This window comes from Mesorhizobium sp. G2-6-1 (assembly GCF_055809095.1).
Map to the genome: position 1 here is coordinate 255,941 of NZ_CM147896.1, position 20,634 is coordinate 276,574.

A 20,634-nucleotide genomic window follows, 5' to 3' on the forward strand; every position below is an offset into this window, starting at 1 on the left:
CCTAGGCCGCTTGCAGAGCCGCCTTGACTGCGGATATGGCGTCTTCAGCCTTCGATGCATTCGGACCACCCGCCTGGGCCATATCAGGGCGGCCACCACCTCCCTGCCCGCCCAGCGCCACCGACGCGATGCGAACAAGATCGACAGCACTGAAGCGGTCGATCAGGTCGTCTGTCACCGCGACGACGACACTGGCCTTGTTGTCCTCGCCCGCGCCAACGAAAACCACTATGCCAGAACCGAGCGACTTTTTGCCGGCATCAGCCAGCGGCTTGAGTTCCTTGGGCGAAACTCCCGCAACGGACTTACCCAGAAAACCAATTCCCGCAATATTTTCAATTTCGGATGAAGCCCCGGATGCAGAAGCACCACCAAGTGCAAGCTGCTTGCGCGCTTCGGTCAGTTCCTTTTCCAGCTTTTTGCGTTCATCGAGCATTGCTTCAATGCGCGCTGGCACATCTGCGGGTGCGATTTTCAATGTAGCGGCCACCGATTTCAGTCGCCTGTCCTGCTCGTCGAGATGATGCCTGGCAGCCTCACCGGTCAATGCTTCAATGCGCCGGACACCGGCTGCAACCGCGCCTTCCGACACTAGCCTGACAATTCCAATATCACCGGTTGCGCCAACATGCGTGCCGCCGCACAACTCAACCGAATAAGGTTTTCCAGTCTTGTCTCCATGCAGGCCAGTGCCCATCGACACCACCCGCACTTCGTCACCATATTTTTCACCAAACAGTGCCATCGCACCCTCGGCAATGGCATCGTCAACGCTCATCAAACGTGTCGTGACCGGGGTGTTTTGAACCACAATCTCGTTGGCCATTTCCTCGACCCGCTCCAGTTCTTCTGCTGAAATCGGTTTTGGATGGGAAAAATCGAAGCGCAACCGTTCCGGCGCGACCAGTGACCCCTTTTGCGCCACATGGGTGCCAAGCACTTCACGCAAGGCTTCATGGACAAGGTGCGTGGCCGAATGGTTGGAACGCAACCGCGTGCGGCGGGCATGGTCCACCTTCAATTCGACCACGGCACCTGTCTTCACGGTTCCATCCAAAACCTTGCCGCTATGGACGAACAGGCCATCACCCTTTTTCTGGGTATTAGCGATCTTGATGGTAAAACCATCTCCCGCGATCGTTCCGGTGTCACCCATCTGGCCACCGGACTCGCCGTAAAACGGGGTCTGGTTGACAATGATGGCAACGTCATCGCCAGATTTGGCGCTCTCAACCACCGCACCATCCTTGACAAGTGCCTGAATGATGCCCTCTGCCTGTTCGGTATCATAGCCCAGAAATTCAGTGGAGCCGACCTTGTCGCGGACGCCGAACCAAACGGTTTCCGTTGCCGCGTCGCCCGAACCTGCCCAGTTCGCTCGCGCCTCTGCCTTCTGGCGGGCCATGGCAGTATCAAAGGTTTCCAGATCGACCGAGATGCCGCGCTGGCGCAACGCATCCTGCGTAAGATCGAGGGGAAATCCGTAGGTGTCATAAAGCTTGAAAGCCGTCTCGCCATCGAGGCGATCGCCGTCGGACAGGTTTTCTGTTGCATCGGCCAGCAGGCCAAGGCCGCGCGCCAGGGTAGTACGAAAGCGCGTCTCCTCCAGCTTCAGCGTTTCCGATATGAGTTGTTGTCCACGGACAAGTTCCGGATAGGCTTGGCCCATCTCGCGCACCAGCGCCGGCACCAAACGCCACATCAGGGGATCGCTGGCACCAAGCAACTGCGCGTGGCGCATGGCTCGGCGCATAATGCGGCGCAAGACGTAGCCACGACCTTCATTGGACGGCAGCACGCCATCAGCGATAAGGAAGCTGGTCGAACGCAAATGATCTGCAATAACCCTGTGGCTTGCCCTGTTCTTGCCCTCGGCAAGCACACCGGTCGCCTCCTCCGACGCCCGGATCAGCGCCTTGAAAAGATCAATGTCATAATTGTCGTGCTGACCTTGCAGGACAGCAGCAAGTCGCTCCAATCCCATGCCGGTATCGATGGAGGGCCGAGGCAACTCAACCCTCTCCTCCTTTGTCACCTGCTCGTATTGCATGAAGACGAGGTTCCATATCTCGATGAAACGGTCGCCATCCTCATCAGGACTTCCGGGAGGACCTCCTGGAATATGATCGCCGTGGTCGTAGAATATTTCCGAGCAAGGACCGCAAGGGCCGGTGTCGCCCATCGCCCAGAAATTATCGCTGGTAGGTATGCGAATGATCTTTTCGTCGGGAAGGTCCGCAATTTTCTTCCAGAAGCCGGCCGCCGCGTCATCGGTATGATAGACGGTGACAAGCAATCGATCCTTGGCCAGACCGAACTCACGAGTGATCAGGTTCCAGGCAAGCTCAATGGCGCGCTCCTTGAAATAGTCGCCAAAGGAAAAATTGCCGAGCATTTCAAAGAATGTGTGGTGGCGCGCGGTATAGCCGACATTGTCGAGATCATTATGCTTGCCGCCCGCCCTGACGCATTTTTGCGAGGTCACTGCTCTCTTATAGGGGCGGCTTTCAAGACCGGTAAATACGTTCTTGAACTGAACCATTCCTGCATTCGTAAACATCAATGTCGGATCATTGCGCGGAACAAGCGGGCTCGACGACACGACTTCGTGCCCTTCCTTGTCGAAATAGTCGAGAAATGCCGACCGTATCTCGTTCACGCCACTCATTGATGATGCCTTTTTTGCAAAGAATGCCGGGATGGCCGACATATGGAACATGGCCTTTTAGCGGCCAGTCCCTACACTGTCCAGAAAGTCCATCCATATCCGGTCACGCTGTAACACCCGAAACCTGATTGCCGTTGAACCTTGCGGTGTACCCTCACATTGCCAACGCAAATCGCCGGCCTTTAAGACCGGCGACCAACTACGCAAAACACAACTCAAACCAACTGACGGATCGTTCAGATAGTCTACATTTCGCCAGCTTCATCCTCGGCGCTGTTGGGCCCACCATCTTCAAGGAATTTTTCGGCAATCAATCCGGCATTCTGTCGTAGTACCAGTTCGATTTCATGCGCTGTATCGGGATTTTCGCGCAAAAACGTCTTCGCATTTTCACGCCCCTGGCCAAGCCGCTGTGAATTATATGAAAACCATGCGCCAGACTTCTCGACCACGCCAGCCTTCACACCAAGATCGACGAGTTCTCCCATCTTGGAAACACCTTCACCATACATGATGTCGAACTCGACCACCTTGAAAGGCGGCGCAAGCTTGTTCTTGACCACCTTGACGCGAGTCTGATTGCCGACGACCTCGTCGCGATCCTTGACCGAACCGATGCGGCGAATATCCAGACGGACCGATGCGTAGAATTTCAGCGCATTGCCGCCTGTCGTGGTTTCCGGCGAACCAAACATGACGCCAATCTTCATGCGTATCTGGTTGATGAAGACGACCATGGTGTTGGAGCGCGAGATGGACGCCGTCAGTTTGCGCAGCGCCTGGCTCATCAGACGAGCCTGAAGACCGGGAAGCGAGTCGCCCATCTCACCCTCGATTTCGGCGCGAGGCGTGAGAGCGGCGACCGAATCGATCACCAGAACGTCAACCGCGCCGGAGCGAACCAACGTGTCGCAAATCTCAAGTGCCTGCTCGCCGGTGTCTGGCTGCGAGATAAGAAGATTTTCCAGATCGACGCCAAGCTTGCGCGCATAGACAGGGTCCAGTGCGTGCTCAGCATCGACGAATGCGCAGATGCCACCGTTCTTTTGCGCTTCCGCCACGGTATGCAAGGCCATCGTGGTCTTACCGGAACTTTCGGGTCCATAAATTTCCACGATGCGTCCACGCGGCAAGCCGCCAACACCGAGGGCAATGTCCAGACCAAGCGAACCTGTCGAGACGGTTTCGACCTCAACGATCTTTTCATTTGCGCCGAGGCGCATGATCGAGCCCTTGCCGAAGGCACGCTCAATTTGAGACAGCGCCGCATCCAGAGCTTTTGATTTGTCCACCGAACTTTCCTCTACAAGCCGCAATGAATTCTGAGCCATGTTACATCACCCCTTGTTCGTCAATGAAAGCGGGTCAATTCGTTGATCCCTGTTATTTTGTACCTCTTTTGTTCACGTTTTGCAATAGGGATCAACATACTGATTATAAATCACTTATTTTATTTGTTCTTTTAATGTTCGCATTATTGCACTAAGGATGCATCCCCAGCGACAGCGATTTTTCTGACGGATACAACCCGAATCGGCACGTTTGTCAGTCTATCCATTTCGGTTTGCGGAGCCATGCATTATGCTTTGTTCTGCAACGCCGACGAGTGAAACCAGCATGACCACCCTCCCAAATATCCTCGCCGTGGGCGGCGCGCATATCGATCGACGCGGCCAGGTTTCAACTGCATATGTGCCAGCCGCTTCCAATCCTGGGGTAATGCATGAGGATATTGGCGGCGGCGTTTTCAACGCCTTGCGCAATGCCATGCGGTTTGGCGCTTCGGCGTCGCTGTTTTCTCTTAGAGGTGGGGACATAGCTGGCGATGCCGTTTCCCGCGCCATCGAAGCGGCGGGTATTTCCGATTTGTCTGCTGTCTTTCTCGACCGATCAACGCCAAGCTACACAGCTATCCTCGATCAGCATGGCGAATTACTCGTCGGTTTTGCAGACATGGCTCTCTACGATGTCGCGTTCCACAAACAGATGCGCCGCGCCAATGTGCGAAATGCGGCAATGGCGGCTGAGGCAATTATTTGCGACGCGAACCTTCCCTTTGCCGCATTGGAGAAATTGACGGCGCTGGCCGGAGGAAAGCCCATCTTCGCCATTGCCATTTCACCGGCCAAAGTAGTCCGACTATCCCGAGTCCTCCATCAATTCGCCGTCGTTTTCATGAACCAGCGGGAAGCTTTGGCTCTTGCGGCTGACGGCTCAAATGCCACAATCGCGGAAACAGTAGCGAGCCTAAGACAGAAAGGCTTGAAAGCAGGCGTAATCACATCAGGTGATGGCCCCGTGACAGGTTTTGATGAGCAAAGCATATTCTCCGTCGTTCCACCGATCCCGCGCCACATCGCCGATGTGACCGGTGCAGGCGACGCATTGGCGGGAACGACAGTAGCGGCACTCTTAAAAGGCTTGCAGTTGCACGACGCAGTGCTTGAGGGGGCTGCAGCAGCGATGCTTACTATCGAGAGCAGCGATGCGGTGGCTGATTTTTCCGCTGAGTCCTTTGCCGTAGCACTGTCTTTCGTGCATTGCGCGCAGGAGATGATATGAACGCGAAACCTCAACTGTGTTTGTGAAACCTGTTTGGAATGACTAGCCTTCCCCTCAGCGTGATAGGGGTTCGTCTTCCGAATAAGGCATATTATTGACGACCCATTTTGCTCAGGAGACCACCATGACGCCAGAAAGCGCGCGCCCCTTCATCAACGTTCATGCGCCGGTGGCCAGCGCACTTTCTCATAGTCGGCCCGTGGTCGCCCTTGAAAGCACCATCATTACGCATGGCATGCCGTATCCCGACAACAGTGCGATGGCGGCAAATGTCGAAAAGATCATCACAGATGCGGGAGCAGTGCCAGCAACAATTGCTATTGTCGGCGGGCGCATCAAAATCGGATTGTCAGATGGTGAACGCGAATCGCTGGCAATGACCGGCGATGCCATGAAACTGTCACGCGCAGACCTTGCCTTCGCCGTAGCAGAAGGCAAAACGGGCGGAACCACGGTTGCCGCAACCATGATTGCGGCGCATATCGCCGGGATCAAGGTTTTCGCTACCGGCGGTATCGGCGGCGTCCACAAGGGCGCGGAAAAGAGTTTTGACATTTCCGCCGATCTCGATGAATTGGCTCGCACGCCTGTCATCGTCGTTTCGGCTGGTGCAAAAGCCATACTCGACATCGAAAAAACACTGGAGATCCTTGAAACACGAGGGGTGCCGGTCATTGTCCACCGGTCGGACATCATGCCTGCATTCTGGTCACGCCAATCGCCGTTCCGCGCGCCGCTCACGCTCGATAGCCCGGAGAAAATTGCACGGCTTTTCCAGACACGGCAGGAGTTGGGACTTGAAGGGGGCATGCTGGTCGCCAATCCGGTTCCGCAGGACGCCGAAATCCCCGGCAGCGAAATGGCTGGCTATATTGAAGCCGCGCAGAAGGCAGCCGAGGTGCAAAACGTCACCGGCAAGGCGGTGACGCCGTTTCTCCTGTCGAAAATCCTGGAATTGACGGGTGGCAGAAGCTTGAAAACCAATATCGCGTTGGTGGAAAACAATGCCTTGCTGGCGGCGGAGATTGCAAAGGCGCTGTGAGCATTTGTTCTACGCAATCGAGAATGAAAAGCCGCTGCACATTTTTCCCGAAATTGCTTATTTTGCCGCGCGCAACCCAGCTTCATAAGCCTTGCGCACCCATATCGTTATTTCGTCGGGATCGTCGAGCGCGCCATCAGGCACACTCCAATATGGCATCGCAATCTCTTTAGTGCGGCGCGAGCCTGTATATTTCCATTGCTGCGAACCTTTGGCTTCGAATTCGGGACTGCTTTGCGCATCGGCCTTGAGCAACAATTCGCCATCAGCAACGATGGCGACGATGACGCCCTGATGGTAGATGCCTTTACCGCCGAACAGGCGTTTGATGCTGATAGGCCCAAGGCCGTCGAATATTTCCGCTAGATGTTCATCGTCCATGCCGCGACCATGTTCCAGTTGCCTCTATCAGCATCCACCGCATTTCAGGCGGCAGATGAGCGCGCTTCTGCCAGCGCCTTCAGGTCTGCTGGCTTCAATTCAACAGATTCGCCACAACCGCAGGCCGAGCTCTGGTTCGGATTGCGGAAAGTGAATCCGGTGCGAAGCGTCGTCTGCTCGAAATCCATTTCGGTGCCGAGCAGGAAAAGAGCCGCTTCGGGCGCCACATAGACATGCGCGCCATCGCGTTCAACATGGTCATCCTTGGCGACCGGTTCGGTCACGAGGTCAACCGTATATTCCATGCCGGCGCAGCCGCCTTTCTTGATGCCAAGACGAATGCCGTGAGCATTGTCACGCGTCGAAACAATTTCGCGCACGCGCTCGGCAGCCCTTTCGGTCATGCTGATAACAACGAAGCGTCCCATGTCGCTCTCCACTTTCACACTGGTTCAAGGCCAGTGAGACCAAGTCTTGTATTAAAATGGTGAAGATTGTGGCCAGACGCAAGAGCGGCTCAGTACCAGCCAACCGCGACTTGCGCCTCTTCCGACATGCGATCCGGCGTCCATGGCGGGTCGAATGTCATGGTCACATCAACACCCGATACGCCTTCCACAGTGCTGACAGCGTTCTCGACCCAGCCGGGCATTTCACCCGCGACTGGACAACCGGGCGCCGTCAAGGTCATGTCAATCTTGACCGAACGATCATCTTCAATGTCGATTTTGTAAATCAGGCCGAGTTCGTAAATATCGGCAGGAATTTCCGGATCGTAGACCGTTTTCAAAGCCGAAATGATGTCATCGGTCAGTCGCGCAATTTCATCTGCGGGGATCGCATTCGCAGCGACTTCGCTATCGATGGCCTGTTCCGGCAGTTCTGCGGCCTGGGTCGTGGTGTTTGCGTCTTCCATCATCTCATCACCCGAAAAACTTGCGCGCCTTTTCAAGCGCTTGTGCGAGAGCATCAACTTCCGCTCTCGTATTATACATGCCGAACGACGCTCTGCATGTAGAAGTCACGCCGAATCGCTTCAACAGCGGTTGCGCGCAATGCGTGCCGGCGCGAACAGCAACGCCCTGACGGTCAATCACCATCGAAACGTCATGGGCGTGAATGCCCTGAAGTTCGAAGGAAATTATGGCGCCCTTGCCCGGTGCATCGCCAATAATCCGCAGCGAATTGATCGAGCGCAGCCGCTCATGAGCATATTCCTTGAGGTCTGCTTCATGGGCAGAGATACGCTCGCGGCCAATGCTGTCCATATAGTCGAGCGCCGCCCCCAGACCAATAGCCTGCACGATAGGCGGCGTCCCCGCCTCAAAACGATGCGGCGGCTCATTGTAGGTAACGAGGTCTTGCGTTACCTCCTCGATCATCTCGCCCCCACCCATAAACGGGCGCATGCGTTGCAACATGTCATGCTTTCCATAAAGCACGCCGATACCTGACGGTCCGTAGACCTTGTGGCCGGTGAAAACGAAGAAGTCGCAATCGAGATCCTGCACGTCGATGGGCATATGAACCGCGCTCTGGCTGCCATCGACGAGCACCGGAATGCCGCGCTCATGGGCAATACGGCAAATCTCCTTGATCGGCGTCACCGTGCCAAGCGCATTCGACATATGCGTGATGGCAACCAGCTTGGTGCGACTGGTCAGGCGTTTTTCGAATTCTTCGATATGAAAAGCGCCGAGATCATCTACCGGTACCCAGACAAGCTTTGCCCCCTGCCGCTCGCGGATAAAATGCCACGGCACGATATTCGAGTGATGTTCGAGGATCGACAGGACAATCTCGTCACCCTCACCGATTTCCGGCATGCCAAGGCCATAGGCAACCGTATTGATGGCTGCAGTCGAGTTCGACGTGAAAACGATGTTGTCCGTCCCAGGTGCATTGAGAAAGCGGCGAACGCTTTCGCGGGCTTTCTCATAAGCATCTGTTGAGGCATTGGACAGGAAATGCAGGCCGCGATGAACATTGGCATAATCTTGCGAATAGGCGTGCTGGACTGCGTCGAGCACCACTTGCGGTTTTTGGGCTGACGCACCGTTATCGAGATAGACCAGTGGTTTTCCATAGACCTCGCGCGACAGGATCGGAAAATCCTGGCGGATTGCCTCGACATCATACGGAATCTGTTCGACCGCCTGGTCCATAGTTCGTTCCCATCGGCTTGCGCCGTAAATCTTCCAGCACTCTCAGCAGGCTTCATCCATGCGTCGCGAACCAGTGATCCAGCTTTGCTTCAAGCGCCTCGACCATCGCCTCGTCATCCAGTTCTTCGATGACCTCGGCCATGAAGGCTTTTACCAGCAGACCACGCGCGGTTTTCTCATCAACGCCACGCGCCATCATGTAAAACAGATGATTTTTGTCGATTTCGGTAACGGTCGCCCCATGTCCGCACTGAACGTCGTCGGCGAAGATTTCGAGTTCCGGTTTGGTCGAGAACTCGCCTTCGTCCGACAACAGCAACGTGTTGCATGCCATTTTCGCATCGGTTTTCTGGGCATATTGGTGAACATTGATCCGGCCCTGAAAGACACCGTGAGCCGTGCCGGTCACCACGTTACGGATCACTTCTGTCGATGTGGTATTGGGAACCGAATGGTCGAGCACCATGGTAACGTCGGTGTGGGTATCGCCAGACAGCAAATTAATGCCGCGCAATTTGAAGTCCGCACCTTCACCTACGGTATTCACCACGATTTCCTGGCGCACCAGCTTGCCACCAGCGTTCATTGTGAACAGTGTCAGGTTGGCGTCCTTGCCGACATCGGCCTTGAACTGTGCAAGATGAGTCGCGGCATCAGGCTGTTCCTGAACGATAATCCAAGTGACATCGGCGCCTTCAGCGAGCACCAACTGGCTGACAAAGCTGGTCAGACCCTCACCCTCGCCCGTCTGGCGCTCGACAATAACGGCCTTGGTTCCGGCACCAGCCTTGACGGAAAAGCGCGTATGGCTCTGGCCGTCGGCCTGCAAGTTCTGCAATTCGATCGGCTTCTCTAATTCCGCGCCGTCGGCGATATCGACAAAATAGCCGTCACTCACAAAGGCAATGTTGAGTGCGCCAATCGCGTCATCATCACCATAGGTCTCCAATGCCGATGTGAAGTTATCGTCCGCCAGTTTCTCGGACAATGGCTGTATCGAAACACCTTCAACCGATGGTACCTTGCCGACAACGGTACCATTGACGAGCGTCAACACCGCCGAGCCCTCCAGAATTGGAGCAAGCGCTTTGGGTTGCACCGCATGTGCGAAATCCGGCACGGTCGAAAGAAGACGGCGAAGATCCGTATAGTGCCACGATTCCGTGCGGCGTGTCGGCAAGCCCGCCTTAAGTGTCTCAACGGCATTGTCGCGCTTGAGCATCATGTCGCCGTTACCCGGCAAATTCGACAAGCGGTCAGTGAATGCGTCAATCAGTGCCGTTTCGACAGGCGTACGCTGTGGTGTTGAATGCATGTTCATGACACCCCCTTATGCCGCCTGGTCGATAATACCGGCGTAACCATTTGCCTCGAGATCGAGCGCCAGCGACTTGTCGCCAGATTTGATAACCTGTCCGCGGTAGAGCACATGCACGCTGTCAGGCACGATGTGCTCAAGCAAGCGCTGATAATGGGTAATGACGAGGAATGCGCGGTCAGGCGAGCGCAAAGAATTAACGCCCTCGGCAACGATCTTCAAAGCGTCGATATCCAGACCGGAATCGGTCTCATCCAGCACGCACAACTTCGGCTCAAGCAGTTTCATCTGCAGGATTTCTGCCCGCTTCTTCTCGCCGCCAGAAAAGCCGACATTGAGCGGGCGCTTCAACATGGCCATGTCCATGTTCAGCGATGCTGATGCTTCCTTCACTCGCTTCAGGAATTCAGGAATTTTCAGCGGCTCTTCACCGCGCGCCTTGCGCTGTTCATTCATCGCCACCTTGAGGAATTCCATGGTCGCAACGCCCGGTATCTCCATTGGATACTGGAATGCGAGGAAGATGCCGGACGCGGCGCGTTCTGCCGGGTCCAGTTCAAGGATGCTCTGGCCGTTATAAAGAATATCGCCCTCGGTCACTTCGTAATCTTCGCGACCGGACAGGATATAGGAAAGTGTCGATTTGCCCGACCCGTTGGGGCCCATGATGGCAGCAACTTCACCGGCTTTCACCGTCAGGTTCAAGCCACGGATGATTTCGGTGCCGTCATCGGCAATGCGAGCGTGAAGGTTCTTGATCTCTAGCATTTGTTCTTCCTGAATCTCGTGTTCCGGTCAGCCGACCGAGCCCTCAAGGCTAATTCCAATAAGCTTTTGCGCCTCGACGGCGAACTCCATTGGCAATTGCTGGATGACATCCTTGACGAAGCCGTTGACGATCAGCGCAATCGCTTCTTCTTCCGGAATGCCGCGCTGCATGACGTAGAATTTCTGATCGTCGGAAATCTTCGATGTCGTCGCTTCATGCTCAAATTTGGTCGTCGCGTTCTTGGCTTCCATGTAAGGCACGGTGTGCGCGCCACACTGGTCGCCAATCAGAAGCGAATCGCAATTGGTGAAGTTTCGCGCATTTGCTGCCTTACGGTGCGCGGAAACCTGCCCACGATAGGTGTTTTGCGAATAGCCGGCAGCGATACCCTTTGAAATGATGCGGCTGCGCGTGTTCTTGCCGAGATGGATCATCTTGGTGCCGCTGTCGATCTGCTGGTAGCCGTTGGAAACAGCGATCGAATAGAATTCACCCTGGCTGTCGTCACCGCGCAGAATGCAGGACGGATATTTCCAGGTGATCGCAGAACCCGTTTCGACCTGCGTCCAGGAAATCTTGGAGCGGTCGCCGCGACAATCGCCACGCTTGGTGACGAAGTTATAGATACCGCCCTTGCCGTCAGCATCGCCAGGATACCAGTTCTGGACCGTCGAATATTTAATCTCGGCATCGTCGAGGGCAATCAGTTCGACAACAGCGGCGTGAAGCTGGTTCTCGTCGCGTTGCGGTGCCGTACAGCCTTCCAGATAGGAAACATAGGCCCCTTCCTCGGCAATGATGAGGGTGCGTTCAAACTGGCCGGTGTTCTTCTCATTGATACGAAAATAGGTCGACAGTTCCATCGGGCAGCGAACGCCTTTTGGAACGAACACGAACGAACCGTCGGTGAAGACAGCCGAATTCATGGTCGCGTAGAAATTGTCGCTGACAGGAACGACGGAACCGAGATATTTCTTGACCAGTTCCGGATGCTCGCGGATCGCTTCCGAGATCGAGCAGAAGATGACGCCGACCGAAGCAAGTTCCTTCTTGAAGGTTGTGACAACCGAGACCGAATCGAACACGGCGTCCACTGCAACCCGGCCGGGCTGATAGGCTCCCTCGGCTGCAAGTTCGCCGTCCAGTTCGCTCGGCTGCGCCTGTTTGCGCACGCCGGCAAGAATTTCCTGCTCTTTCAAAGGAATGCCGAGCTTTTCATAAGTCCTCAGCAATTCTGGATCGACCTCATCGAGCGATGTCGGACTCGGCGTCGATTTCGGCGCCGCGTAATAGTGAATATCCTGAAAGTCGATCTTCGGATATTCAACGCGCGCCCAGGACGGCTCCTGCATGGTCTGCCAGCGGCGAAACGCCTCCAGCCGCCATTCGGTCATCCATTCAGGTTCATTTTTCTTGGCCGAAATGAAACGGATCGTGCTTTCGTCAAGACCCTTTGGGGCCATGTCGCTGGCGATATCTGTCTCAAAACCATATTTATATTGGTCGACGTCGATCTTGCGGACTCGGTCGATCGTCTCCTGCACAGCAGGCATCAGCGTTCTCCATCCAAGCCGGGGTCAAGGCCCGACAGTTTTCAAACTATGGCACAGCCCGATTTTCGCGGGCGGCGTAAGTTTCATATAGTGCGCTCCTGCCGGAAATTCACCCGGCCAAGACGGAACACACCGCTCTACCAGACCGCAAGGGTCCAATTTTCACCGCATTCATGCGGCTTCGTCCCGGCCTGCGCGGCGCGAGGTTATGGTTTTCAGCGCAGCCTTGAACAATTCGATATCCTGCACAGATGTGGCGGCTCCAATCGAGACGCGCAATGCACCGTCGTTTTCGTCAATCCCCATAGCCTTGAGCACATGGCTCGGCCCGACCTTGCCGGATGAACAGGCAGAGCCCGCCGACAACGCCACGCCAGCTAGGTCGAAAGCAATCTGCGTGGTTTCAGCCTTCAGGCCCGGAATTGCGAAGAATGACGTATTGGCGAGACGGGGCGCATCCTTCCCAAAAATCTCGACATCCGGCACAAGCAGCTTGACGAAAGCTTCAATCTCGTCGCGGCGCGCAGCCAATTCATCAATGGCGGATAAATCGTTCGACGCCTGCATGGCGGCCGCGCCAAAACCAGCGATCCCCGCCAGATTCTCTGTGCCGCCGCGATGGCCTTTTTCCTGCCCGCCACCATTTATCAATGGCCTTGGCATCATCAAATCCGATGCGGCAACGAGTGCGCCGACGCCCTTGGGGCCACCGATCTTGTGCGAAGATAGAATCAGGAAATCGGCACAAGGCGCTGACATATCAAGGGGAATTCTTCCAGCCGCCTGCACGACATCGAGAACCAGAATGCCACCGGCTGCCTTGACTGTGGCCGCAATCTTTTCGATAGGCTGGATTACACCAGTTTCATTGTTGGCGACATGGATGGCCACAAGTGGCAAACCACCTGACTTGTCATGTGCGTCAAGGGCGGCGGTCAAAGCATCAAGCTTCACGATGCCGGTCCGATCGACACCGATGCGTGTGATATCAGCCGGTGAAAAACGCCCACCGTTCAAAATGCAGGGATGATCCGCCTCGCAGACATAGAGGTGGTTGGCACGGACGCCACCTCGCCCCATTTGCCAATCCGGCGACAGCAGCGACGATGCCGCCTCGGTTGCGCCAGAGGTGAAAACGACGTGTTCAGCCTTGACGTTGACAAGCGACGCCACGTTGCGGCGTGCCTGTTCTATCAAGCGGCGCGATGCGCGCCCTTCGGCGTGAACCGAAGATGGATTTCCCTCAACATCAAGTGCCGCAACCATAGCCTGTCGCGCCGCATCGATGAGCGGAGCGCTGGCATTATAGTCAAGATAGGCGCGAGGAGCGACCATTTGCGTGCAATCTTCCTTATTGAAGGCCATTTGAAGGGGCTGGCGCGTTATTTCCTTGAAATTCCGCTGTCAGCCGTCCTATTAACCCGCTTTGCGGTACGGGTGGCCAGAACGCCCAGTTTTGAACAATTCTAAACTAGCTTCTAAGAACACGCTCCCGGCTCGTCAAGGCCAGATGCGTTTACACCAGACAAGAGTTGTTTCAACGCCGTTCATTCTCGTACGTAGTCGGAGTTTTTCATGCCAGAGGTCATATTTACCGGTCCAGCCGGTCGCCTAGAAGGTCGCTACCAGCCTTCCAAGGAAAAAAGCGCGCCGATCGCCATCGTTTTGCACCCGCATCCGCAATTTGGCGGCACGATGAACAACAAGATTATCTACGATCTTTTCTACATGTTCCAGAAGCGGGACTTCACAACGCTGCGGTTTAATTTCCGCAGCATCGGGCGCAGCCAGGGCGACTTCGACCACGGCACAGGCGAACTGTCGGACGCGGCAGCGGCACTCGACTGGGTGCAATCGCTGCATCCCGACTCCAAGAGCTGTTGGGTGGCAGGTTATTCCTTCGGTTCATGGATCGGAATGCAATTGCTGATGCGCAGGCCGGAAATCGAAGGTTTCATCTCGATTGCGCCGCAGCCCAACATTTACGATTTTTCGTTCCTGGCGCCATGCCCATCGTCCGGCCTGATTATTCACGGCGATGCCGACAAGGTCGCACCACCCAAAGACGTGCAAGGTCTGGTCGACAAGCTGCACACGCAAAAGGGCATTACGATCACGCAAAAGACATTGCCCGGTGCCAATCACTTCTTCAGCGACGATGCCGATCTCTTGCTGGAAGAATGCGCGGACTATCTCGACCGCAGACTTGCCGGCGAGTTATCGGACCCCCGACCAAAACGCTTGCGTTAAAAGTGTTGCGCGTTCAGACGCGCACCACTACGCCACCGGTCACGGGTTCTTTGCAGCCCGTGGTCGTCGGAAACGTCAATGGCAGGCCAGCCAGCGCACGCACCGCCAGATACGCCCAAGCCTCGGCTTCGGTTGCATCACCGTTGATGCCTGCATCTTCCGCCAGAATGACTTGAGCGCCAGCTTTCCCGACCCCTTCGCGCAGATCACTGACAATATGCGGGTTTTTGCGCCCTCCACCGCATACAATCCATAATTTTGGCGTATTGGGCATATGGGCGACCGATTTCAGGATTGCCTGGGCCGATAGGGCGGCGAGCGTGCGGGCTCCATCTGAGAGTTCCAACCCCTCGGCCTCAGCAAGCGTAAAGTCGTTGCGGTCGAGCGATTTCGGACCTGATTTTTCGAAGAAAGTTTTGCGCAGATATTGCTCCACGACAGGCAAGATGACGCCTCCTTCGCTGGCAATCGCACCATCGGCATCGAATGGAATGCCGCCTTCGCGCGCCACCCACTGGTCGATCAGGGCGTTACCGGGGCCTGTGTCGAAAGCAACCGGATCGCCCTTTTCGGGTACGTAGGTGATGTTGGAGATACCACCGATATTGACGAACACGACGGGCCAAAGACCCGCATATGGAGCGTGAAGCATAGCCGCCAGTGCGCCATGATAGGCGGGTACCAAAGGTGCGCCCTGTCCACCGTGCAACATGTCATTGGCTCGCATGTCATAGGCAACGGGAAACCCCGTCAGTGACGACAGGAGGTTGCCATCTGCCAGTTGCACAGTCAGGCCAATCTGCGGCCGGTGCAAAACCGTCTGGCCATGAAAGCCGATGATGTCCGGCTTTGACCAGATTGGCGGAGTCGCGCGAATAAAGGCGGTAACAGCATCGGCATGACGCTCAGATATTTCTTTTTCCAGCGCGGCGAGATCACCGGGGCGTTCATCGCGCTGCACGATCTCTTTTGCATCCTGAAGCGCGGCTTCGATGCGCTGCCGGAAGGCTGCTTCATAGGGCACGATGAATGACGGGCCGCGTTCAATGTGATTTTCGCCGTCGGTCTTGAGCATGGCGAGGTCGATGCCGTCCATCGAGGTGCCGCTCATCAGCCCGATTGCGCATAATGGTGTCATTTGACCCGCCGTCCTTGTGATTCTGTCGCCACAGATGCTAAACGCGCGCGATCACACTTGCCACGTCGGTTCCTACCAACGCGGCATTATCGGGAATCAAGAAACATGTCCGCCTTCAAATCCGACTTCCTGCGCACCATGAGCGAGCGCGGCTTCATCCATCAAACGTCCGATGACGCCAGCCTCGACAAGCTCTTCGCAACGGAAACGGTTACGGCCTATATCGGTTTCGACGCAACGGCAAAAAGCCTTCATGCCGGCTCGTTGATCCAGATCATGATGCTGCACTGGCTGCAAAAGACCGGGCATCGTCCAATCGCGCTGATGGGTGGCGGCACTTCGATGATCGGCGACCCGTCATTCAAGGACGAGGCGCGCAAATTGCTGACGACGCAGGACATCGAAAACAACCTGGCCGGCATCCGACGCAACTTCGAGCCATATCTGACATTTGGCAGCGGCCCGAATGATGCGATGATGGCCAACAATGCCGACTGGTTGATGCAGATCAACTACGTCAATTTCCTGCGCGATGTCGGGCGACATTTCTCGGTCAACCGGATGCTGGCCTTCGATTCGGTCAAACTCAGGCTTGAGCGCGAGCAATCCCTGTCATTCCTCGAATTCAACTACATGATCCTGCAGGCATACGATTTCGTCGAGCTTTACAAGCGCACAGGCTGCCGCCTGCAGATGGGCGGGTCGGACCAATGGGGCAATATCGTCAACGGCATCGACCTTGCTCATCGCATGGAAGACGCACAGCTCTACGCCCTCACCACACCGCTTTTGACGACATCATCTGGTGCAAAAATGGGCAAGACTGCATCCGGTGCGGTATGGCTCGATCCTGAAATTCTGTCGCCCTACGATTTCTGGCAATACTGGCGCAACACCGAGGACGCCGACGTCGAGCGTTTTCTCAAGCTCTACACGACGTTGCCACTTGATGAAGTTTCCCGTCTTGGTGCGCTGGCGGGGTCGGAGATCAACGAGGCCAAGAAAGTCCTCGCCACCGAAATCACCGCCCTTTTGCATGGGCGCGAGGCGGCACAAAAAGCCAGCGATACGGCCCGAAAGACTTTCGAGGAAGGTGCACTGGCTGAAACCCTGCCTTCCATCGAGGTCGCCAAGGCGACGCTTGAGTCGGGCATCGGCATCCTGTCGCTGCTGGTCAATGCGGGACTGGCCTCATCCAATGGCGAGGCGCGGCGGCACATACAAGGCGGCGCGGTTCGGCTCAACGACCAGTCCATATCCGATGAACGGCGCATGGTTATGCTTCAGGACTTGAGTCCGGAAAGCGTCGTAAAGCTGTCTCTTGGCAAGAAAAAACACATATTGGTGAGGCCGGTTTAGGTCTTGCCATTGTTCGGTTGAGGATGAAGGCGGGTATTACCTGAATTCGAAAATCTTGCGGAAAATGCCCGGTGCTATCGCTGATAGCGGATTGATGTCGAGATCAGGCTTGTTAGCCTTACCCTTCAATCGGTAGGTAACGCCGATCAGGCCGCCATCACGCCCATTGCCGAGAATCGCGCCGACTAGTGGGAGATCACCGAAGATACGGTTGACGCCATAGGCGGGCATGAATGTGCCGGTCATATCCATGTTATTGTCGCGATCGTAGAGCGTGCCCTGAAATGTCGTGCCAATCATCGGGCCGCGCAGAACGCCATTTTTCAATTTGACATATCCGCTGCCTTTCTCGATTTCGCTGGAGCCGCGCTCGAACTGCACCCGTGACGTGTCAATCTTGCCTTTGACCGCTTGGTTCAGGCTGCGATTGTTGCCTGTTGGTGACGTCGAGACAATCGAGGCGAGTTTGGGTTCGTCGACAATGAAAAAGTCGCGTGCGTCAACCTTGCCGTGCAATGGACCACCCTTACTGCCTTGCAGCGCCAAGGCGATCCCGCCACCGCGCATATGCTGGTAGACATTGAGGAAACGCAGGATCGCTCCGGCATCTGCCGATCGTATATTGAGTGCGCGTTGATCGCCATTGGTGGAGTTGTCGATGGTAATGGCAGCCCCCGAACTTGCCACCGCGCTCACCTTCAAACCGTTCACTCTGGTCCCGGCGGCACTGTAGTCGAGCTTCAGGTTGGAAAGGCTTTCGTCATAAAATCCCTTGAGCGATTTTATGCTGGCACTGACGGAAATCGAGTCTTGTCCAGTGTCCTTGGTGGCGGTATCGACATCGGCGGTAAACTGCTTGATCAGGGCGCGCGCGTCCAATGCATTGCCGCGCACATCCACCTTGTAGCCGTTGGCGGACAGTTTCACTGAAACAGCGACATCATCGCCCGAGTTCAACTGCACCTTGTCGAGTTGCGCCGACGAAAGATCTCCGTCAGACAAAACGACGTTCCCGGCTATGGCGAAGGTCTTGCCTTGCAGGTCAAATTCGGAAAGCGTTGTGGTTTGACCGGAATTTGACATCCTGAAGCTCACATTGGCGGGAATTCCCGGTCCCTTGCTCCACCCGACCCAGGGGATATCAAGTCTGGCCTTGGTCAAGTCCGCTGTCACATTGCGGCTGCCATCGGTATTTTTGTCGAGCGCCACCTTCACTGTGCCGGAAAGCAAGGTCGACAACCCCGGCATAAAGCTTTCGCGCGTCTTGTCGTCGATGATGAGTGCGACCTTGCTGCTGCGCGGTGGCCCGATGTCTTCAAGCGGTTCAATGAGGTCAAGCTCGGCAGGCAGCCCGTTCAATGTGGCGGTCGCCGCTATCACTGCCTTCAAGGGGTCCACGACGATGGAGCCATCGGCAGCAGCCACCATCTGGCCGTCATAAGGCTTTGCCAACGCCAGCCCCTTGTAGTCAAGTGACACAAGCCAATCCAGCTTGCTGGTATCCACGCCCGACTGAAGTGGAATGTCGGCCTTGACGGTGCCTGTCACCACGCCCGAAACGTCTTCTGGTTTCAATCCCACATGGCGCATGGCGTTGATCGGCTCATAGGACGAAAGTTCGACGATGGCCGGTGCTTCGCCCGCCACATCAATATCCAACGCGCCAATCACAGGCGGGCGGTTTGCCTCATGAACGATCAGTGTCCCGTTGCTCGCCGCTACAGTGCGCCCGCTTGGCATGTACACGGTGCCGGAGGAGAGCGTGACCTTGACATCATTGCCGCTAAACTCGACAACGCCGACCGCATCGCGCACCGGGGGAATACGGCCCGCCGTATCGAAACGCGAACCGTCAACCTGAAAACGTCCGAAAACTTCCTCGGCTGAAAGCGGGATGCCGTTGCCAAGACGACCGACCGCAACGTGAAATTGCAGGTTCGCATCGACGACACGGCCACCGAACAGGTTCTCCAGCACCCACAGGCGTGCATTTTCGGCCGAAAACCACGGCCAAAGCTGTTTGACATGGGATACCGGCATGTCATGCACCGTAAATGCGACGAGCAGACCCGGCACCTTGCCTTCAGCAAATTGCACCGCAGCGGTGCCCAGCACCTCGCCGCGCGCACCCGACTTGAGAGCTATTGTATCGGCCACAAGCTTGCGGCTTTCAGTCAGATATACCCCGGCGATGCGAGTAATGAATTTCAATGCCGGTTCAGGCGATTCGATGGGTGCCAGCGTTGAGCCGTTGCTGACAAGATCATAGCGATAGGCTGGCTCATCGCCTGCCGTGCCGGAAACGGGCTTGGGGCCGATGGAACCCTCAAAATTGAACTGCGAGCGCCCTGTCTTCAAAATCAATCGATCAATCGCGACCTTATTGGCACCCGTCTCAAGTCTGGCCTTGACGTCGATGGCACCAAAAAGCCGCCCGCGCTCGCCCAGATCCAGGGTCGATCTGGCTACCGATGCCGTGAGTGCCAGTCGTGATGCGCCATCGCCACGCCCTCTTCTCCCGTCAGGTGAATAGCAATACTGCCCAGAGTCGACCCAACAGGCGTGGAGGGCAGGCTGGCTGCACCGGCAACGTCGATCGTCGCCTCCAGTTTGGAAATGCGTCGCATTTCAGGATCGCGCGAAGCAGCGGCGGTTAGCTTAAGGGAGCGACCATCAATCTCTGTTTGGGAAGAAATCGTCATCTGTTGCGGCCCGGCCTGCAACACCGTTGCATTGGCGATTTTGACAGAGTTCACATGGTCTGCCTGCGGCAACACGAACTCGACGTTCCTGAGTTTGATTTCGCGCAATGCGTTCGGGCTGACAGCGTCGAGCGCCTGATGCGCCACGCCAAAGGCAGCACCAATCACCTTGTCGGGATCGAACAGGCCATCAGGGCTTCGCAGACCAATCGACCAGTCGCCCTCCCCGGTTGGCATTGTCGCGACATCGATGCGGGCGTTCGAGATTCGCGCACTTGTTATCTCGACATCGCCGGAAAGAAGAGGAAGCAGCTTCACACCAAAGCGGACGGCACCGGCTTCGGCCATGCGGCGACCATCGACGGTCGTTAGCCTGATGTCGGTTACCCGAAGCGCCAGGAAGCTCGAACCGTCCAAAGTGAGGCTGGCAGGCCCAACCGAAACATTGACATCTACGCCTGCCAGTTTCTCGATTGCCGCCTCGGCTTCATGTTGCAGCCGTTCAGTGCCTATCCCCGACGCGCCAATCACGTAGACGGCTATCGCCAGAATTGCGACGAATGCCCCGAACGCCATTGCGATGCGACCAATGATGCGAAACCTGCGCCCTATCGCGGCGCGGCCAAGCGGCGGCTCATCGCATGCGGAGGGCAGCGCCCCGAGATCGGTAATCTCGGTTCGCCTGAACTTGATCTTCTCGTGCTGTGGCAGTTCGTGATCCACACAC

17 protein-coding genes are annotated in these 20,634 nt (G+C 56.1%); 4 read left to right on the forward strand and 13 right to left on the reverse strand.

Annotated elements, in window-relative coordinates; translation table 11 throughout:
- Position 1: 1 nt before the first annotated feature.
- On the reverse strand, positions 2-2,668 hold the full coding sequence (gene alaS / locus AC0L7S_RS01195) for an alanine--tRNA ligase (protein WP_473472711.1): 2,667 nt from the start codon (positions 2,666-2,668) through the stop codon (positions 2-4).
- Between the two features lie 245 nt (positions 2,669-2,913).
- Positions 2,914-3,999, reverse strand: a complete 1,086-nt coding sequence (gene recA, locus AC0L7S_RS01200; protein ID WP_473472712.1) for a recombinase RecA — start codon at positions 3,997-3,999, stop codon at positions 2,914-2,916.
- A gap of 286 nt (positions 4,000-4,285) precedes the next feature.
- Between recA and AC0L7S_RS01205 the strand changes: the two genes are divergently transcribed.
- Complete coding sequence (locus AC0L7S_RS01205; protein WP_473472713.1) at positions 4,286-5,230, forward strand: carbohydrate kinase family protein; 945 nt, start codon at positions 4,286-4,288, stop codon at positions 5,228-5,230.
- A 124-nt stretch (positions 5,231-5,354) separates the two neighbouring features.
- Positions 5,355-6,272: a pseudouridine-5'-phosphate glycosidase gene (locus tag AC0L7S_RS01210; RefSeq protein ID WP_473472714.1), complete on the forward strand. Its 918-nt coding sequence runs from the start codon at positions 5,355-5,357 to the stop codon at positions 6,270-6,272.
- Between the two features lie 57 nt (positions 6,273-6,329).
- Here the strand turns inward: AC0L7S_RS01210 and AC0L7S_RS01215 are convergent, their stop codons facing one another.
- From AC0L7S_RS01215 to AC0L7S_RS01250, 8 genes are all read right to left on the reverse strand, one after another.
- Positions 6,330-6,653, reverse strand: a complete 324-nt coding sequence (locus tag AC0L7S_RS01215; protein WP_473472715.1) for a TfoX/Sxy family protein — start codon at positions 6,651-6,653, stop codon at positions 6,330-6,332.
- A 44-nt stretch (positions 6,654-6,697) separates the two neighbouring features.
- Positions 6,698-7,081, reverse strand: coding sequence for a Fe-S cluster assembly scaffold SufA (gene sufA / locus AC0L7S_RS01220; RefSeq protein WP_473472716.1), 384 nt, complete (start codon positions 7,079-7,081; stop codon positions 6,698-6,700).
- Between the two features lie 89 nt (positions 7,082-7,170).
- A complete protein-coding gene (locus AC0L7S_RS01225) occupies positions 7,171-7,569 on the reverse strand; it encodes an SUF system Fe-S cluster assembly protein (protein WP_473474128.1) in 399 nt (132 codons plus the stop codon).
- Positions 7,570-7,576: 7 nt separating this feature from the next.
- Positions 7,577-8,818 carry a cysteine desulfurase gene (locus AC0L7S_RS01230; RefSeq protein WP_473472717.1) on the reverse strand — a complete coding sequence of 414 codons (1,242 nt, stop codon included), beginning with the start codon at positions 8,816-8,818 and terminating at the stop codon, positions 7,577-7,579.
- A 52-nt stretch (positions 8,819-8,870) separates the two neighbouring features.
- A complete protein-coding gene (gene sufD / locus AC0L7S_RS01235; protein WP_473472718.1) occupies positions 8,871-10,139 on the reverse strand; it encodes a Fe-S cluster assembly protein SufD in 1,269 nt (422 codons plus the stop codon).
- Between the two features lie 9 nt (positions 10,140-10,148).
- Complete coding sequence (sufC, locus tag AC0L7S_RS01240; protein WP_473472719.1) at positions 10,149-10,904, reverse strand: Fe-S cluster assembly ATPase SufC; 756 nt, start codon at positions 10,902-10,904, stop codon at positions 10,149-10,151.
- Positions 10,905-10,931: 27 nt separating this feature from the next.
- A complete protein-coding gene (gene sufB, locus AC0L7S_RS01245) occupies positions 10,932-12,458 on the reverse strand; it encodes a Fe-S cluster assembly protein SufB (RefSeq protein ID WP_473472720.1) in 1,527 nt (508 codons plus the stop codon).
- Between the two features lie 171 nt (positions 12,459-12,629).
- Positions 12,630-13,793, reverse strand: coding sequence for a cysteine desulfurase family protein (locus tag AC0L7S_RS01250; RefSeq protein WP_473472721.1), 1,164 nt, complete (start codon positions 13,791-13,793; stop codon positions 12,630-12,632).
- A 240-nt stretch (positions 13,794-14,033) separates the two neighbouring features.
- Between AC0L7S_RS01250 and AC0L7S_RS01255 the strand changes: the two genes are divergently transcribed.
- A complete protein-coding gene (locus tag AC0L7S_RS01255; RefSeq protein ID WP_473472722.1) occupies positions 14,034-14,708 on the forward strand; it encodes an alpha/beta hydrolase in 675 nt (224 codons plus the stop codon).
- Between the two features lie 13 nt (positions 14,709-14,721).
- On the opposite strand, the gene AC0L7S_RS01260 is transcribed toward AC0L7S_RS01255, so the two are convergent.
- Positions 14,722-15,846: an anhydro-N-acetylmuramic acid kinase gene (locus AC0L7S_RS01260; protein WP_473472723.1), complete on the reverse strand. Its 1,125-nt coding sequence runs from the start codon at positions 15,844-15,846 to the stop codon at positions 14,722-14,724.
- Positions 15,847-15,951: 105 nt separating this feature from the next.
- Here AC0L7S_RS01260 and tyrS point away from each other — a divergent pair, with 105 nt between their 5' ends.
- Positions 15,952-17,205, forward strand: a complete 1,254-nt coding sequence (tyrS, locus tag AC0L7S_RS01265; protein ID WP_473472724.1) for a tyrosine--tRNA ligase — start codon at positions 15,952-15,954, stop codon at positions 17,203-17,205.
- Positions 17,206-17,241: 36 nt separating this feature from the next.
- Here tyrS and AC0L7S_RS01270 read toward each other — a convergent pair whose 3' ends face one another.
- Together AC0L7S_RS01270 and AC0L7S_RS01275 are read right to left on the reverse strand one after the other, a co-directional pair.
- A complete protein-coding gene (locus AC0L7S_RS01270) occupies positions 17,242-19,569 on the reverse strand; it encodes a hypothetical protein (RefSeq protein WP_473472725.1) in 2,328 nt (775 codons plus the stop codon).
- 101 nt (positions 19,570-19,670) lie between these two features.
- Positions 19,671-20,630, reverse strand: a complete 960-nt coding sequence (locus tag AC0L7S_RS01275; protein WP_473472726.1) for an AsmA family protein — start codon at positions 20,628-20,630, stop codon at positions 19,671-19,673.
- Positions 20,631-20,634 lie beyond the last annotated feature (4 nt).